Origin of the sequence: Bacillus seohaeanensis, assembly GCF_042684945.1 — a bacterium.
Lineage (GTDB): Bacteria > Bacillota > Bacilli > Bacillales > Bacillaceae_B > Rossellomorea > Rossellomorea seohaeanensis.
Genome location: NZ_JBHUMF010000031.1, coordinates 924,827 through 941,241, shown reverse-complemented (window position 1 = coordinate 941,241; position 16,415 = coordinate 924,827). Strand labels below are relative to the sequence as shown.

At 33.0% G+C, this 16,415-nt stretch carries 15 protein-coding genes; 13 read left to right on the top strand and 2 right to left on the bottom strand.

Annotated elements, in window-relative coordinates:
- Window positions 1–151: 151 nt before the first annotated feature.
- A complete protein-coding gene (locus ACFSUL_RS17880; RefSeq protein WP_044161442.1) occupies window positions 152–475 on the bottom strand; it encodes a DUF771 domain-containing protein in 324 nt (107 codons plus the stop codon).
- Window positions 476–891: 416 nt separating this feature from the next.
- Between ACFSUL_RS17880 and ACFSUL_RS17875 the strand changes: the two genes are divergently transcribed.
- The 10 genes from ACFSUL_RS17875 (at window position 892) to ACFSUL_RS17830 (ending at window position 12,247) form a co-directional block, all read left to right on the top strand.
- Window positions 892–1,059, top strand: coding sequence for a hypothetical protein (locus tag ACFSUL_RS17875; protein WP_377937255.1), 168 nt, complete (start codon window positions 892–894; stop codon window positions 1,057–1,059).
- Between the two features lie 217 nt (window positions 1,060–1,276).
- Entirely contained in the window at window positions 1,277–1,519 is a 243-nt protein-coding gene (locus tag ACFSUL_RS17870) for a hypothetical protein (protein WP_377937254.1), read from the top strand.
- Window positions 1,520–1,949: 430 nt separating this feature from the next.
- On the top strand, window positions 1,950–2,933 hold the full coding sequence (locus ACFSUL_RS17865; protein WP_377937253.1) for a hypothetical protein: 984 nt from the start codon (window positions 1,950–1,952) through the stop codon (window positions 2,931–2,933).
- 301 nt (window positions 2,934–3,234) lie between these two features.
- Window positions 3,235–3,723, top strand: coding sequence for a helix-turn-helix domain-containing protein (locus ACFSUL_RS17860; protein ID WP_377937252.1), 489 nt, complete (start codon window positions 3,235–3,237; stop codon window positions 3,721–3,723).
- 34 nt (window positions 3,724–3,757) lie between these two features.
- Window positions 3,758–4,723: a hypothetical protein gene (locus ACFSUL_RS17855; RefSeq protein ID WP_377937251.1), complete on the top strand. Its 966-nt coding sequence runs from the start codon at window positions 3,758–3,760 to the stop codon at window positions 4,721–4,723.
- A gap of 135 nt (window positions 4,724–4,858) precedes the next feature.
- Window positions 4,859–5,440 carry a restriction endonuclease subunit S gene (locus ACFSUL_RS17850; RefSeq protein WP_377937250.1) on the top strand — a complete coding sequence of 194 codons (582 nt, stop codon included), beginning with the start codon at window positions 4,859–4,861 and terminating at the stop codon, window positions 5,438–5,440.
- A gap of 11 nt (window positions 5,441–5,451) precedes the next feature.
- Window positions 5,452–6,981 (top strand): type I restriction-modification system subunit M, encoded by a 1,530-nt coding sequence (locus ACFSUL_RS17845; RefSeq protein ID WP_377937249.1) that lies wholly within the window; start codon window positions 5,452–5,454, stop codon window positions 6,979–6,981.
- Between the two features lie 9 nt (window positions 6,982–6,990).
- A complete protein-coding gene (locus ACFSUL_RS17840; protein WP_377937248.1) occupies window positions 6,991–8,373 on the top strand; it encodes a restriction endonuclease subunit S in 1,383 nt (460 codons plus the stop codon).
- 38 nt (window positions 8,374–8,411) lie between these two features.
- Window positions 8,412–11,510, top strand: a complete 3,099-nt coding sequence (locus tag ACFSUL_RS17835) for a type I restriction endonuclease subunit R (RefSeq protein WP_377937247.1) — start codon at window positions 8,412–8,414, stop codon at window positions 11,508–11,510.
- Window positions 11,511–11,521: 11 nt separating this feature from the next.
- Window positions 11,522–12,247: a M48 family metallopeptidase gene (locus tag ACFSUL_RS17830; protein WP_377937246.1), complete on the top strand. Its 726-nt coding sequence runs from the start codon at window positions 11,522–11,524 to the stop codon at window positions 12,245–12,247.
- Between the two features lie 83 nt (window positions 12,248–12,330).
- Here ACFSUL_RS17830 and ACFSUL_RS17825 read toward each other — a convergent pair whose 3' ends face one another.
- On the bottom strand, window positions 12,331–12,834 hold the full coding sequence (locus ACFSUL_RS17825; protein WP_377937245.1) for a hypothetical protein: 504 nt from the start codon (window positions 12,832–12,834) through the stop codon (window positions 12,331–12,333).
- A gap of 80 nt (window positions 12,835–12,914) precedes the next feature.
- Here ACFSUL_RS17825 and ACFSUL_RS17820 point away from each other — a divergent pair, with 80 nt between their 5' ends.
- From ACFSUL_RS17820 to ACFSUL_RS17810, 3 genes are read left to right on the top strand one after another with little or no spacing between them, the layout of a single operon-like run.
- Window positions 12,915–13,559, top strand: a complete 645-nt coding sequence (locus tag ACFSUL_RS17820) for a DarT ssDNA thymidine ADP-ribosyltransferase family protein (RefSeq protein ID WP_377937244.1) — start codon at window positions 12,915–12,917, stop codon at window positions 13,557–13,559.
- A 9-nt stretch (window positions 13,560–13,568) separates the two neighbouring features.
- Entirely contained in the window at window positions 13,569–14,297 is a 729-nt protein-coding gene (locus ACFSUL_RS17815) for a DarT1-associated NADAR antitoxin family protein (RefSeq protein ID WP_377937243.1), read from the top strand.
- Window positions 14,298–14,301: 4 nt separating this feature from the next.
- Window positions 14,302–15,684: an SIR2 family protein gene (locus ACFSUL_RS17810; RefSeq protein ID WP_377937242.1), complete on the top strand. Its 1,383-nt coding sequence runs from the start codon at window positions 14,302–14,304 to the stop codon at window positions 15,682–15,684.
- Window positions 15,685–16,415 lie beyond the last annotated feature (731 nt).

The window sequence follows — 16,415 nt, the reverse complement described above, 5'->3', positions numbered from 1 at the left end:
TTTGTATGAATTATTAAAGGGTGGTCGTTGGTCACCCTTATAATAAACGCAATATTTGGTTTTGTATAGTTTTTAATTGGGATAATTGATAGTTGTAGTATTGCTGTATCAGCAAATGAAGGAATAATCTACAATAGATTAGATAAGTAGATTATGAGGAGAATATTTCTGAAAAGTTTTTATCTAAAAAATGTGCCATTTTATTTGCTTGAAAACTCCAATTCTGTCCTTTCTTTTCTGGATAATATACAAATCCACCATTATTAACGTCTAAGATCATTTTGAATTTAGGTTTATAGAGAATGTTCTCTTTAATCCATTCTCTTTTTTTATTTATCCTTTCTTCTAAATCTTGCATTGACCAATACCTACCTTGTAATTCAAGTGATTTTAACCTTTCAAGTTCAACCTTCTCAATTAGTATTTGGTCTTCTGGAATAGGGATAACAGCTTGTATTTTTATGCTTTGCTCCATGGTGATTCTCCTTTCAGTTGTGGGGATAATACGTGGTGTAAATAGAAGTTTAATAGAAATGAAGTTTACTCTTACAAGTATATGGATATGAGACAAAAATACAATATGTTGGCGGTTCTACCTCTTATATAACAATTAAATACAATTAAGTCTGTTATGTAACAAGGGTTGGGTAGGGTGCAAATTTACTAAATCACTTCTAATCAATAATATTTTAGGTTAAAATAAATATATATAAATATTTTGTATAGAAGATGGAAATAAAGGATGCGAATGTTATGTTAAGTCCTTATCAATTGATGATCTATATAGAGAAGCATTTATCTGTATCTAACGGATAGGTGCTTCTCTTTTTATTTATGGTAAATTATTTTTTACGAAATTCATTGGTAAGTATAGCGTTGGGAGTTGGTTTTATGTTGCTATATCACGCAATTCAAAATAGGAAAAGGATGAGGAGCATGGATAGTAATAAAGAATTTGAAAATATCATTAAAGAATCAAGACAAGAAGTAAGGGAAATTGTCATGCATCTGCTTACTAATGATATTGACATTGCAACCATTCTTTATGTGCTTAAATAAGTAGAAGTGAGATAGAAGAAATAAAGAGTGCCAAAAATGAAGATAGTTATATGCAGTGGCGAATTAACAGAGAGTTTAATAGGAAAAGATTAAAGGCAAGGAAATTTACCAAGTTACCGTCTGATTATAAATCCAATTTGTCTAAAGAAAATGAAAGAGCTATTAAATTGATAAGGAGTCTATTTTGAAATTGATAAAATTGAGGAGGTGATAATCTATGTGTAACTTGGAACCTAAAAAGGATGGGAATTTACTAACAGTAAATGATTGGGAGAATGTTACTCCTTATGAAAATAAATTCGAATTGTGGGATGGAATAACATTTGATCCAGATGGTAAACAAAGAGACACGCTATGTCTTGCGTTACTTTACAATATGGGTTTACAGCACCTTTTGGACATACTTCCAGTTAATTCAATAGAGATACTTATAGATTTGCTTGATTCAAAAAATAAATAGTGATGGAGTTGCTCGAACAACTACAATAGAAATAACAAAGGGAGGTATTTACTTGGAGCTTAAAATGGTTGCTGTCATATCTATTTTAATTATTTTTATAATCGGATTTTTAACTGCAAGAGCAATAATAAAAAAATCAAAATAGAAGATGGAATGTGATCATCTGATAATGAAAGCAGGGTAACTGTTATAGTTGTCTTGCTTTTTTGTGTGCATAGTTTTGTAATTCTTTCATCATTGAATATAAGATTATTAGCTCGAACGTTATTCAACGTTTAAAGGGTTTTGATAGATTGATTATCTCTTTATATTAAAGTAAAGGGAAAATAAATATAGTCGGGTTGGGAGAAAGAAGGAGTGGTTAATCCCTTACTGCTACTGGTCTAAATGTCTCCCAAGTCAGCTATCAAAATAACAAGGAGGAATAAAAATGATTCACACAATGAAGATGTATCTACCAATTCCATACCAAGATGTACAGGAATTGAATAAGCGGTTTAATATCAAATCCTTCGAGTTGAATAAATTCATTGAAGGTAGATTTCCAGGAGTAACTATGAGCTTATCTGCAATGGGAAAAGGTCAGTGGAAGTTATCCATGTTTATTGATGCAATAGAGCTGTTGAACAAGCCGAATATTGCAGAAGAAGATTACCTTAAAATGGAAGGTGAAATTAGAAAGATTCTTTTCTATCTGTTTTTACATTCATCAGCTTATGATGATCATGTATTGCAACGAATCGATTATAGATATGATGTATTTAACGATAATCAAATAATAAGACAATTATTACTGGATATATACAAGAAAACTACAAGGATGTATAAACGCCAAAATAAGATTCTCGGTTATATAGATAAAGAGACTAAGAAGTATAAACCCTATAAAACTACTGTTGATCACACGTCTGGATCAATCAAATCTACTGTTTATTTGAAAAATGAAGAGAGAATTGCAAAAGGAGAAATTCCTAAGTATTATGAAAAGGATATAATACGGTTTGAAGTACAGCTAAGGGAAGACCACATGTATTACCAAGAAAGGAATGGTCATCGTTCTCGAAAGTTATGGGAATATATGAAAGATGACATTTACAGGAAATATTTTGATGAACGCATCTTCTCCATCTTCTTTAAAGGTGATTTTTACAAAATTGATCAGGCTCGAAAAATTATCTATGATTCCCCGCTATCATCCTCTTATAAAAGAAAACTCATTGATTTCCTCAAAAAAGTAAGTTCTTATGACGTTTCAACACCATTAAATAATATGTCTAAAAAGACTTTGAATAGTCGCTTGGAAATGCTACAAAACCTTGGCATAAACCCCATTCTTATCCCAAAAAACTACTTGAATGCTCCTTCTATAATAATCAATCCACTAAAAGATTTTCCGATTTACAAATACAAATGATAGGAAAATGCGGCCCACCAATTAAAACAATTTCTTTATGGTGGGTTTTTGTTGCCTAAAAAGAATAAAAAGAATTCTTACACTATATGGAATTTTAAACAGTGTCGAACAAACATTTGGTACTATAAAGGCAAATCTTATCATGTTTTTGTCTTTGGGGAAAATAGCTATGTTTCTTTATAACGAGCGGGTATAAACCAAACAATGGCAGTTATTGAAATCGATGTAAAAGACTACAATACAGTAGTCAATAAAAAAACAGGTATCGTAATTGCGATAGATAACAAGGGAGTTGAGCGTATTGAATAATAAAGGACTACCAGTAGATAAGAAAGAGAGGGCAATCTCGTCTAAATTTGCAGTTAAGATTAAACAAGCAAGGGAAAAGAAGGGCTATTCTTTGAAAGAATTGGCTGAAAAGATCGATTCAAGTGCCAGTTACATTAACCGCTTAGAAAGATATGAGAGAAAAAATCCTACATTCAGTTTGTTTATTCTTTTGTCAGAGGCGTTAGAGATTGACTTGTGGGAATTACTTCACATTGCGGTTGAAGAAAAAGAAGCGGAAACTAAATCGGTTGATGCAATACTTCTACAAAATAATTTCTCAATAAGGGGGATCGATAATGTATCCATTGATGCCAAAACATGTTTTGTTGACATTATTGACATGATTGCAAATAAGTTGGACAAGCGGTGTGATTTTAAAGACTTTTTGCAGTTAGGGGAGATGATACGTAGGCTACATGAAATATTGGATAATGATGAAGAGGTAAGGAAAGGGGCTTAAATAGCTTCTTTCTTTATATTTTGGGAGGAATGACATGAGTATTAAAGGATCAAGGAAGGAGTTCATCTTGAATTTAATCTTAAAGCAGAATCCATCCTTAATTTCACAATTTATAGGTGGAGAATATAGACATCTTGAATCAGAACGGTATGAAAATACAAATGAAAACAAAATGTATATTGATATGTATGGATATCAATATGTGAATAACCTTACTGTTTATGTTGAAACACAGCTAACCAAAGCAGACCAAAGACATTATGAAAAGGTGAAAAACATAATTGAAGCAATAGATGAAGGAATAATAATATGGATTGCTACAGATTTTAAGGAAGAATACACGCAACAATTGTATAACTTGTTACATTTTAGTATAGCTAAACCTATCAATCTTTATATGGTATTGCTTTCAGATAGTTGCCTCTTCCAACTTGATGATCTTAACAAACAGGGGCAGATTGAAGTGTGGGACAGTATAAAAAATCAAAAGGTTGATCTACCGATATTGAGTTTATTTAAAGCTATTGAAATAGTTCCGTCTGATTTTCAAAGCGAGTTGAAAGATGACATATCTGAACCGCTGTCAACAATCAAGGGAGCAAATAAATACTTTATTAGATGTCTGAAAGAGAGAATTCCTTATTTTTTGAATGCACATCGATCAAAAGCAAACCTTAACAAACGCCAAATAGTTTTCGGAGCGGGAGTTGGAGGATTAGACTATGTTGTTTGTCTGAAAGATATAAACGAAAGGTGCTACTTTAAACTAAGGTTATCCTATGAACGGCATCAAGAAATATACAATAAAATGCTACAAGTCATAAAGAAAGAAGTCAGGTATAATCTGCTTGCTGTTGAACAGAATGAAGTAATCTTTTCGTACCCTGAAAATTTCGATATGCTTAAACGGATAACAAGTATTATTTATCATTTGGAACGATTAATCTTGCTCGTTGATCCGATTGTAAATGAACAGAATGGTATTAATATTGTTAGTTAGCTCTCGGTACAGAGGGCTTTTTTTATTTTTGGAAAAAATAACAAGAGAGTGGTTGACTTTCACAACAAAAAAGTCATATACTGTATTTAACAAATGTTATATCCCTTATTTGACATTTTGTGTGAGAGGTGTGATATGGTGCTTGGAGATATAGCAAGGATAAAAACAGGTCTTGTGTTAAGTAGGAAAAAGGCCAAGGATGAATACGATATTAAGGCTAAATATAGGCTCCTTTCTCTGAAAAACGTTTCAGATGAAGGTATCATCAATACTGACTCTTTTGAAGAATTTAATAGTAATGATGAATTAGACGATCATTACTTTACAAAAGAAGGAGATGTATTGATGCGTCTAAGTCACCCAAATACCTCTGTGTATATTGGAAAAGAACATAATGGGTTGTTAATACCGTCATACTTTGCCATTATTAAAGTAGATATGAATAAATACTTACCAGAATATATTGCATGGTATTTAAACACATTTGAAGTAAAAAAAGAATTGGAGCGGTCACAATCTGGTAGTCGTATTCCGAGTACAAACAAAAATGTATTAAAGACATTACCAGTTGTCAAGACAACTATATCAAAACAAAAAGCATTCATAGAACTATTTAGGCTACATCAGCAAGAAAAGTTACTGTATAAGAGACTTTTAGAGGAAAAAGAAGTGTGGTTTAAAGGGATTTCCAGACAAATATTAGAGGATACGAATTAGGAGGAAAGTAAATGGAAGAGAAAGTGACTCAACAACAAATTAATAACGTATTATGGCAAGCGGCCGATACTTTTAGAGGTAAAATTGATTCAAGTACATACAAAGACTATATTCTTACGATGCTTTTTATTAAGTATTTAAGCGATTCATACAAAGAGAGTTTAGAAGAATATAAAGAACGTTACAATGGAGATGAACAACGTATTCAACGTGCTTTGTCCAGAGAAAGGTTTGTATTAAACGAGCAATCTACATTTGATTATTTATACAGTAAAAGAAATGATTCAGAAATTGGGGAAATTATTAATAAAGCATTAGAACGTATTGAAAATGAAAATACAGGAAAACTTCGTGGTGTTTTCCGTAATATTGATTTTAATAGTGAAGCAATCCTTGGAAAAGCAAGGGAGAGAAATGCAATCCTTCGTTCCTTATTAGAGGACTTTAATCAACTAACGTTAAAGCCATCCGTTGTTGGTGGTGAAGATGTTATTGGTGACGCATATCAATATATGATTGAACGTTTTGCCTCAGACGCAGGTAAGAAGGGTGGCGAATTTTACACACCATCAATGGCATCAGAATTATTAGCACGTCTGGTAAAGCCCCAAGAAAATGATCGTATTTATGATCCAACCTGTGGCTCTGGTTCTTTACTTATAAGAGTAGCAAACCAAGTACAAAATAAAAAAGTTGCAATCTATGGACAAGAACGTAATGGGGCAACTCACTCATTAGCCCTCATGAATATGTACTTGCATGGTATAGATGATGCAAAGATAGAATGGGGCGATACTTTAGCTAATCCTTTACATTTAGAAGATGGGAAATTAATGAAGTTCCAAGCAATTGTAGCAAACCCTCCTTTCTCTTTAGATAAGTGGGCAATGGGGTTTGCGGGTGAAGGGACGAATGATAGAAAATTTAAAATGGAAGCGAGTCTTGACCAATTTAAACGGTTTGATTGGGGAGTACCCCCAAGTTCGAAAGGGGACTATGCTTTCGTTCAACATATGCTCTATTCATTAGCCGAAAATGGCCGTATGGCTACGATTTTACCTCACGGAGTCCTTTTTAGAGGATCAAGTGAGGGAAAAATTAGAGAACAAATTATTGAAATGAATTTATTAGAAGCAGTCATAGGATTACCAGAAGGCTTGTTCTTCGGTACACCTATTCCCGCATGTATAATGCTCTTTAAAAAAAATAGACAACGCAAAGATGTGTTATTCATTGACGCTTCTGGTTCAGACAACTATGAAAAGGGTACAAATCAAAATAAATTACGTGAAATTGATATACAAAAAATTATAGATGTATATGAAAAGAACGAAACTATTGATAAATACTCTTATGTCGCAACCTTAGATGAAATAAGAGAGAATGATCATAACTTGAATATTCCACGATATGTGGACACATTTGAAGAGGAAGATCCTGTTGATATGGATTTGGTAAAAGAAAATATCTCAAATATTAATGCAGAAATAAAAGAAGTAGAAAAACAGATGGAAAAATACTTGAAAGAACTTGGATTGTAGGTGATCACATTGATACATGATTATAAGAGCATAGTATCTTTAATTAGGGAAGGTAAAGTTCCAAGCGGTTATAAAGAAACTACTGTTGGAATCATACCACAGGAGTGGAGAATAATACCACTGGCGGATTTGGGTTTCTTCAAAAATGGGTTAAATAAGTCCAAAGGAGATTTTGGTCAAGGCAATGAGATGGTTAATCTAAGTGATGTCTTTAGTAAAAGGCGTTTAAACAATAAGGATTCTTTTAACACGAAGGTTAATTGTACAGAGACAGAACTTGAAAATTACTCATTAGATAAAGGAGACGTTCTTTTTGTAAGATCCTCGGTTAAGCCAGAAGGTGTTGGCTTAACAACTCTTATAGAAGAAGACTTAAAGGAAAAAGTTTATAGTGGATTTTTAATACGTTTCAGAGAAACAAGTTCGGAGATGGACACATATTTCAAAAAGTATTGTTTTGATGCAAATTATTTTAGAAGAAAACTCCTGAACTTTAGTACGATAAGTGCCAACACTAATATTAATCAACAATCTTTACAAAAATTAGGGTTACTATTACCAGGTATTAAAGAACAAAAGAAGATAGCAGAAGTCCTTTTAATATGGGATAAAGCTATAGATTTGAAGAAAAAATTAATTAATCAGAAAAAAAGACAGCATAAAAGTTTGATGCAGAAAATGTTGACAGGTAAAATCCGTTATAATGATGGTAATAAGTTCTCAAAAGAAGAGTTAAACGAACGGTTAAGGTGTATTGATAAAAGAGAAGTTCCTAATGGATACAAAGACACGAAGTTAGGAATTATCCCAAATGATTGGTCTATAAAAAAGATCGGGGAAATTTTAAAGCCCAAAATACGAGAAATTGATAAGCCCAATAAAGGCTATTGGAGATTAGGGTTAAGAAGTCATGCAAAGGGTACATTTCATGAGTTTGTAGATGATCCGAGTAAAGTATCAATGGATAGATTATATTTAGTTGAAGAAAATGATTTAATTGTTAATATAACATTTGCATGGGAACACGCTATAGCTATAGCTGATAATAAAGATCATGGTAAATTGGTTTCGCATAGATTCCCAACTTATGAATTTAATGAAAATGTTTACCCTTTATTTTATAAATATTACGTTATTCAACCTTATTTTAAGTATTTATTAGAGAATATTTCTCCTGGTGGGGCGGGCAGGAATAGGGTAATGAGTAAAAAGGACTTTTTAAAACTTGATATTATAGTCCCGCCATATGATGAACAACAGAATGTTGCACAAATATTATTAACTTCTGAGCAAGAAATTAATTTGCTCAATAGAGAACTTAATGCTTTAAATGAGCAAAAAGAAGGTCTTATGCAGTCATTGTTAACAGGCAAAATTAGAGTGAAGGTATGAAACTTTACTCATTGCCTTAAATGTAAGGTGGTGTGGAAATGGTGAAAGGGAATAGTTACGATGAACGTTATATTAGTCAAGATCCTGCGGTTAATGTTTTGAATAGCTTAGGTTATATTAACATAGCTCCTGAAAAAGCAGAAAATATGCGCGGGAATCTCCATAACGTTTTATTGAAGACGAACTTGGAGGATAAGTTAAAAGAAATCAATTCATATGAGTATAAAGGAATTACATATAAATTTAGTGATTCTAATATCCAACAAGCAATCAGAGACTTAGATGAACCATTATCAGATGGACTTGTCAAAACGAATGAAAAGATTTTCGAAACACTTATGTTAGGAAGAAGCTATACCGAGTTTTTACCAGATGGTTCTAAAAAGTCTTTTACCATTCAATACATTGATTGGGAGAACTTTGAGAATAATGAGTTTCATATTGTAGAGGAGTTTTCAATTGAGCGTATGGATGGTCGTGGAACTGTCCGCCCTGACTTAGTGTTGTTTGTAAACGGAATACCATTTGCTGTAATTGAATGCAAAAAGGCATCGATATCAATGGAACAGGGCATTAGCCAAATGATCCGTAATCAAGGGAAGGACTATGCTCCACAGCTATTTAAGTTCGTACAAATTGTCATGTCTACGAATAAAAATGAAACGAAATATGCTACAACCAATACACCAAAGAAGTTTTGGTCGGTATGGAAAGAAGAAAAGGAAGATTGGATAAGATCATGGTTGGATAAAACGGTATCTGACCGCTTACCAACAACACAGGATAAAAATATAATTTCTTTATTCCATCCAGAACGGTTGTTAGAATTAACCCGTTTCTTTACGCTTTATGACAAAGATCAAAAGAAAGTAACACGCTATCAGCAATATTTTGCTATAAAGGAGATACTAAAAACAATAGAAGAGCGGGATGAAAATGGTAATCGGCAAAGTGGTGTAATCTGGCACACGCAAGGATCAGGAAAGAGTTTAACAATGGTTATGTTAGCTAAATATATAATGTCCGAGTTAGCAAATTATAATCCAAAGGTAGTAGTAGTAACGGATAGGGTAGAGTTAGATAAACAGATCCATAAGACATTTAATCATACAAGGTTAAAAGCGAGCAGGGCAACAACGGGTAGCCATTTGGTTGATTTAATAAATGATAATAATGCTGATATCGTAACGACCTTGGTGCATAAGTTTGACACAGCATCTACCAAACAAAAACCAGTAGAATCAAGGGACATCTTTGTATTAGTAGACGAAAGTCATAGAACGCAGTATGGCGAACTCCACATCAAAATGAAAAAGGTATTCCCAAATGCGTGTTATCTTGGTTTTACAGGTACGCCTTTAATGAAAAAAGAAAAAAGCACCATGATTAAGTTTGGTAAACTAATCCATACTTATACCATTGCTGATGGCGTTAGAGATAAAGCAATTGTACCTTTGCTATATGAAGGAAAAATGGTTGATCAATCAGTAAATCAGCGTGCAATTGACAACCGCCTTGAAATGATTACTCGAAATTTGAATGACGAACAAAAAGATGATGTAATGAAAAAGTGGAGCTTGTTCGAGAGGATAGCATCATCTAATCAACGCATAAGTATGATTGCGTTTGATATTAACCAACATTTTTTGGATAACTACAAGACACAAGGTAGTCAATTTAAAGCGATGCTTGCAACAAATAGCAAGATAGAAGCAATTCGGTACTTAGAATCTTTTGAAGAACTTGGGGACTTAAACTGTGCAGTTGTCGTTTCCTCTCCTGATCAAAGAGAGGGACATGAAGCAGTAGATGAAGAATCAAAAGACAAGGTACAACGTTTTTGGAAGAGAATGATGGATCGATATGGTACACCAGAAGCCTATGAGGATGCTATAAAAGAGGAATTCATTCATGGGGATGAAATTGATTTATTGATTGTTGTTGATAAACTACTGACTGGTTTTGATGCCCCAAGAGCCACAGTTCTTTATGTAGATAAACCTATGAAGGAACATACGCTTTTACAAGCAATTGCAAGGGTTAATCGGCTTTATGAAGGTAAAGACTATGGTTTTATAGTAGATTATCGAGGCTTATTAGAAAAACTTGATGAAGCAATGCAAATGTATTCAGGAGCAGGATTAGAGAATTTTGATCCAAAAGATATAGAAGGTGCTATACATGATGTAATTAGTGTGATTGGTCAGTTGCGTCAATATCATTCGGACTTGTTACAGATGTTTGCTCCTATAAAAAACAAGCATGATACGGAAGAATATGAGGTTTGGCTTGAAGATGAAGAAAGACGCAATGAGTTTTATGATACAGTAAGTAAGTTTGGCCGCAACCTTGGAATTGCGTTAGAATCTGAGAAAATTTATAATGCTTTGTCACCAGAAGAGTTGCAAAAGTACAAGAAAGACCTAAAGTTTTACCAAGAGCTTCGTAAAAGTGTTAAATTACGATACTCTGACACCATAGATCATAAAGAATACGAAGCCAAGATGCAGAAGTTAATGGATAATTACATTTCAGCAGAAGAGGTTATACGCATCACCAATCCTGTTGATATATTGAACGAAAAAGCGTTTGAAGAAGAATTAGAGAGATTGGATTCTAAGCGGGCAAAAGCTGATGCGATTCGTACACGCTTATCTAAAAGTGTAAGTACCAAATGGGATGAAAACCCCGCTTACTATAAAAAGTTCTCTGAGAGAATACAGGAAGCTATACAAGAATATAAAGATAAACGCATATCAGAAGCAGAATATTTGAACCGAATGAAGGATATCATGAAGGATTACCGAAAAGGCGAAACTGCTGATGATTACCCTGACGTAATCAAAGAGAATAGGGATGCACAGGCATTCTATGGCGTAACAAAAGACATTATGAGTGAAGTGAAAGAGGAAACAGCAGAATACAACCTTGGTGGTTTGGCTTTAAAGATGGATAATATAATAAAAGAACATCAAAAGGTAGACTGGCATGATAACATTGAAATCCATAATCGTATTGCACAAGAGTTAGATGACTTATTATTCGATTTCTCCAAAGAGCAAAATGTGGACTTGGATTTTGATACAATTGATAAAATCATTGAGCAGATAAAAACAGTTGCTCTTAGACGATATTAAGGGTGAACAACATGGAGCTACATCAAGTTCAATATGGAAACAAAACAATTGATTTTATAGTCGAAAGAAAAAAGGTTAAGAACGTAAATCTAAATATAAAACCCGATATGACGGTAGAAGTTTCGGCCGCAGAAGATGTTCCGCTAAGTTTTATTTATGAGTTTGTAAAGAAAAAGAGTGCTTGGATTAGTAAACACGTCAAGAGTTTTGAGTGTGTGTTACCAGAGAAACAAAGTGAACGTGAGTATGTAAGCGGAGAAACCTATAAATACTTAGGTAAACAATATCGGTTGCGTGTACAAAAATCTGAGAACGAAGAAGTAGTAAAATATTTTAGAGGTTTTATCTATGTTTTTGTAAAAGATACAGACAATGTTAAAAGAAAGGCTAAATTAATGGATGAATGGTTTAGAGAAAAGGCTCAGAAAACCTTCCAGGAGTCATTAAATAAGCTGTTTCCTTTAGTTGAAAAGTACGGGGTAGAAAAACCATCCGTTGATATGAAAGTGATGAAAGCACGTTGGGGTTCAGCTTTATTGGATACAAACACTATACTTCTCAACGTAAATCTAATAAAAGCACCTAAACACTGTATTGATTACGTAATTTTACATGAGTTAATCCATTTTAAGTATAATGATCATAGTGATAAATTTTACAACATGCTCTATTCCCTTATGCCAGATTGGGAAAAGAGAAAGGCATTTTTAGATGAAGAGATAGTGAAAGAACTATAGCGAACTTCTCGGCATTACAACACAGAATTAACAACAGAAGGCAGTTCCTAACAGATTAATGTAAAGGAGCTGCCTTTTTATGTTTAGATATTGTTTTGGTTGGCGTATTGATCAGTGAAGGTAAGGAGTAGTTGAGCAATAATATCTTGTAGTTTAAGGTGGGGGAATTCTTCATCACAAGTTTTAGCAAACAGTTTATAGATATCATCAGATATGCGGAAGTTCTTGGTTACTGTTTTAGAAGAGGAATGATAGATACGCTTGTCCAATGTGAAGTCATAGTTGCCCTTTCTACTTTCAATAAGTGATTGCAAAATAGCAAAGTTTTCTTTAATGTAGGCTACTTCATCACTATCTGATGTAGGATCTTCAACTATTAAACTATCATCTTGAACAAACTTACAATACTGTCCCAATCTTTTTATATACACGTAGTCGTTTTCTTGCATAAGTTTTGTGAACGTACTGTATTTAATTTTGAGGGTGTCTGCTACCTTTCGTAAATCATTACCTTCCTTTTGGAGAAGGTCGTTCACAACTTTTACACGCTCTTTACTACTGATTGTAGTGAAGTTGTCTTTGTTCATGGGTACACCTCCTATCTTTTTGTTTCTTTATTATAGATTAGGAGGTTTGTTATTATTCATTTCTGAGGGGGAAAATATTAATGGGAAATTTAGTGGGAGAAAAGGCAATTCAGAACTTTGTAAATGAAAGGGGTATAAAATATTTAGTACATTTTACTCGGATTGAAAATCTAAGTAGTATCTTAGATAATGGACTTATACCTGTTGCACCGTTATCCAAGACAGGGATTGACTATGTAAATAATGATTTATATAGGATTGATGACTGTGAAGATGCTAATTGTTTATCTATACAGTTTCCTAATTATAAAATGTTCTACAGTTACAGGGTTGAGCAACCTGAAACTGATTGGGTTGTCTTAGGTATTCGTAAACAAGTCTTGTGGGAAAAAGAATGCTTGTTTTGTTCAGAGAATGCGGCCAGTGCAAAAATACTAACTTCTCCTTCTGAAGAAAGAAGAGGAATTGAGGGTCTTATGAGACTCTATGAAGAATATCCAGGAAAACCAACAAGACACGAAATGAACCTAATAAGTAGTTACCCAACTAATCCACAAGCAGAAGTCTTGGTTTTCGATGTAATAAAACCAGAGTTAATATGGGGAGTAGCATTTCAAAGTAAAGGACAATTAGATAAATATAAAACTTTAATACCGTCGCAAGTAAAGGTAAGTGTCGAGCCAAGATTATTTAGTTATAGGCAAGATTATGAGAATTGGAGATAAGGAGATAGTATGGCTAAAAGACCAGTTTTTATTTCAAAGCAGAGTGAAAGTAATTTTGTTATGGAAAAGGATATAGTTTTTGAATGGTATCCTGGATTTGCTGTTACACAAAAGCAAAAGTCAATAGATTCATTCCATGATAACGTCAAAAAGTATGACGAAACATTAAATATTTTAGAAGTATCAAGTAAATCAAAAGATGAATTAGGTGTTGCGTTAAGTGCATTTAACCTAATAATTACAGCAAAAAATGGTAAGAAGTTCAGTGTTGAAACTGCATTTCAAGCAAGTAAAGTTTTCCAAAATGGAGGGCCGTATTTAGACCTATACGATAAAACATCTAAGGAGGCGAAAAAAGACCCTCGTATCAAAAATAGTGGTGACTTACTTTACTTTCAATTTTTTAGTAGAAAATGGGAACTTGAACCAAAGACGTTGTTTTATGATTGGTTGTATATAAATGCTTTAGCTTTAAATAAAGACTTAGCTGACAAAGTCATTGGTTATAATGCTTTTACTGATATTGAATTTAATCCGCAGAAATCAATTAATTGTCAAGCTAAAGCGGTTGCACTATATGTATCATTATCAAAAGCAAATCTATTAGATTATGCATTAGATTCTGTTGAAAAATACAAGAAAATAATTATGGGTACTAATAATGTTGAGTTTGGAGAGCGTAAAGATATTGTCAGCGAAAAAACCGAGCAACTAAGTATTTTTGATGAAATTGAATAATTGTATGTATAGTTCCATAAAGGAAGGAGTGTTATATATGAACTACAGTAATTATAAAGCAGATATGGTATCTGATATAAATGAATGTTTAAATGAACTTGGTACACAGCCAGTTCTTTTTATTGGATCGGGGTTATCTAAAAGATATTTTGATGCTCCAAATTGGATTGAATTATTAGAGCAACTACAAAAAGAATGCCCCTTTATACCTCATGAGGTAGGATATTATTTACAAGACGGAGCGTCGTTAGAAGAGATAGGCAGTGAATTTACCGATTTTTACCGAAAATGGGCATGGGAAAATAAAGAGAAATTCCCAAATGAACTATTTGACGCATCAGTTTCAAAGTCAGGATATATTAAGTTTATGATAGCATCTATATTGGATTCAATTACACCTGAAAGTGTTAGTGACGTGCAGTCAGAACATTATCGTACTGAGATAAAACTTTTACAAGAGATACAGCCACATGCAATAATAACTACTAATTATGATATGTTTATTGATAATATTTTTACAGACTATCAACCTATAATAGGTCAAAAAATATTAAAGCCTGATACCATGTCAATTGGTGAAATCTTTAAAATTCATGGGAGTACAAGTGAGTATATGGATCTTGTATTCAATGAAGAGGACTATGAATTATTCTTACAGAAGAAGAAATATCTAAGTGCCAAACTATTAACATTTTTTGCGGAACACCCATTAGTTTTTATTGGTTACAGTGCTAACGATAAAAATATACAAAGAATATTATCGGACATAGATGAAATTATCTCATCTGATGGGGACTTAATTCCTAATATCTACTTCTTAGAATATAATAAAAATCTAACAGAGAATGATGTACCTTCAAGAGAGAAAGTCTTATTTATCAATAACAAAGAGGTAAGAATTAAATATATTGAATCAGAAAATTTTGATTGGGTATTTGAAGCATTCAGTGCGAACAAGGCATGGGATAACGTACACCCTAAACTATTAAGAGCATTACTTGCAAGGACATACAAGTTGGTACGCAGTGATATTCCAAGAAGAAGTGTAGAGGTAGATTTTGATATTATTGAAAAAGCAGTTAGTGATGAACAATCTTTACCTAAATTATATGGTGTTGCAATGCTTGATGATCCAAGCCAACTAAACCTACAATATCCCTATAACTTAACACAGATTGGTCAACAACTTGGATATTCAAATTGGCATAGTGCAAATAGGTTAATTGAAACACTTTATGGGAATGAAGGTATAAACATAAAAGAGACAGATAATAAATATCATATCCTAATCAAGACTGGCAAGATGGAAATGCACAAATATTCAAGACATGCGGTAGAACTCCTTGAAAAAGTAGATAAAGGTGAGGAATATACAATTGAATTATAATTCAATGGAAAAGCCACCTTTTATGTAAGGTGGCTTATCTATTATTGCATCTTAAATCTAAATAATATTCTATGTTAGAGTAGATAATAAAGTTAGGAAAAAGAAATTACATTAGAAATCCTTTTACACAGATTTTACACATCACATATTTAACCCCTTATATATCAACGCTTCGCCCTCTATTTCGACCCCGACCACCGGTATCTTTAGGTGAAAATGAGTTTAATTAAGAAATGACAGAACACTCGCAAATGTTGATCCATCAATGTTTGTGAGTGTTTTTAGTGGAAGAGGATGCAAAAGGTAAGATTTGAAAAGGTTTTACACAAGAAATTATCTAGAGATTGTGGGGCAACCATTATATTTTTTAATAATATATTTCCACACAGTAGACTAAAAACTATATACACAATAAGCAATTTCTTATTTAAAATATTATATAAAAATGATGTATTCTCGTGATTTCCCATTGCTAATGTTAGATTAGAATAAAGTATCAAGGTTAAGTATTTAAGCGGTGATTTTCTATGAAATTAAATTAAGATTAAAAAAGCATGGGAGACGGTTCCACGGCTTCTTTCAGTAATGAGGTGAAAGAAGGATTTCAGTTCAATAATTTACTCCCCCTCTTTCAGACATGTCAGCTATTGAATTACCATTTGCTATAAATTCCTTTTTAAATTTGATTACTGTTAAAATGCCAGGCGTCTTCCTATTGAAAACACGTGCTT

Bases quoted from the DNA above. Each gene is read 5' to 3' on its own strand.
- ACFSUL_RS17880 (WP_044161442.1), bottom strand. From the start codon at position 475: ATGGAGCAAAGCATAAAAATACAAGCTGTTATCCCTATTCCAGAAGAC.
- ACFSUL_RS17875 (WP_377937255.1), top strand. From the start codon at position 892: ATGTTGCTATATCACGCAATTCAAAATAGGAAAAGGATGAGGAGCATG.
- ACFSUL_RS17870 (WP_377937254.1), top strand. From the start codon at position 1,277: ATGTGTAACTTGGAACCTAAAAAGGATGGGAATTTACTAACAGTAAAT.
- ACFSUL_RS17865 (WP_377937253.1), top strand. From the start codon at position 1,950: ATGATTCACACAATGAAGATGTATCTACCAATTCCATACCAAGATGTA.
- ACFSUL_RS17855 (WP_377937251.1), top strand. From the start codon at position 3,758: ATGAGTATTAAAGGATCAAGGAAGGAGTTCATCTTGAATTTAATCTTA.
- ACFSUL_RS17850 (WP_377937250.1), top strand. From the start codon at position 4,859: ATGGTGCTTGGAGATATAGCAAGGATAAAAACAGGTCTTGTGTTAAGT.
- ACFSUL_RS17845 (WP_377937249.1), top strand. From the start codon at position 5,452: ATGGAAGAGAAAGTGACTCAACAACAAATTAATAACGTATTATGGCAA.
- ACFSUL_RS17835 (WP_377937247.1), top strand. From the start codon at position 8,412: ATGGTGAAAGGGAATAGTTACGATGAACGTTATATTAGTCAAGATCCT.
- ACFSUL_RS17830 (WP_377937246.1), top strand. From the start codon at position 11,522: ATGGAGCTACATCAAGTTCAATATGGAAACAAAACAATTGATTTTATA.
- ACFSUL_RS17825 (WP_377937245.1), bottom strand. From the start codon at position 12,834: ATGAACAAAGACAACTTCACTACAATCAGTAGTAAAGAGCGTGTAAAA.
- ACFSUL_RS17820 (WP_377937244.1), top strand. From the start codon at position 12,915: ATGGGAAATTTAGTGGGAGAAAAGGCAATTCAGAACTTTGTAAATGAA.
- ACFSUL_RS17815 (WP_377937243.1), top strand. From the start codon at position 13,569: ATGGCTAAAAGACCAGTTTTTATTTCAAAGCAGAGTGAAAGTAATTTT.
- ACFSUL_RS17810 (WP_377937242.1), top strand. From the start codon at position 14,302: ATGTATAGTTCCATAAAGGAAGGAGTGTTATATATGAACTACAGTAAT.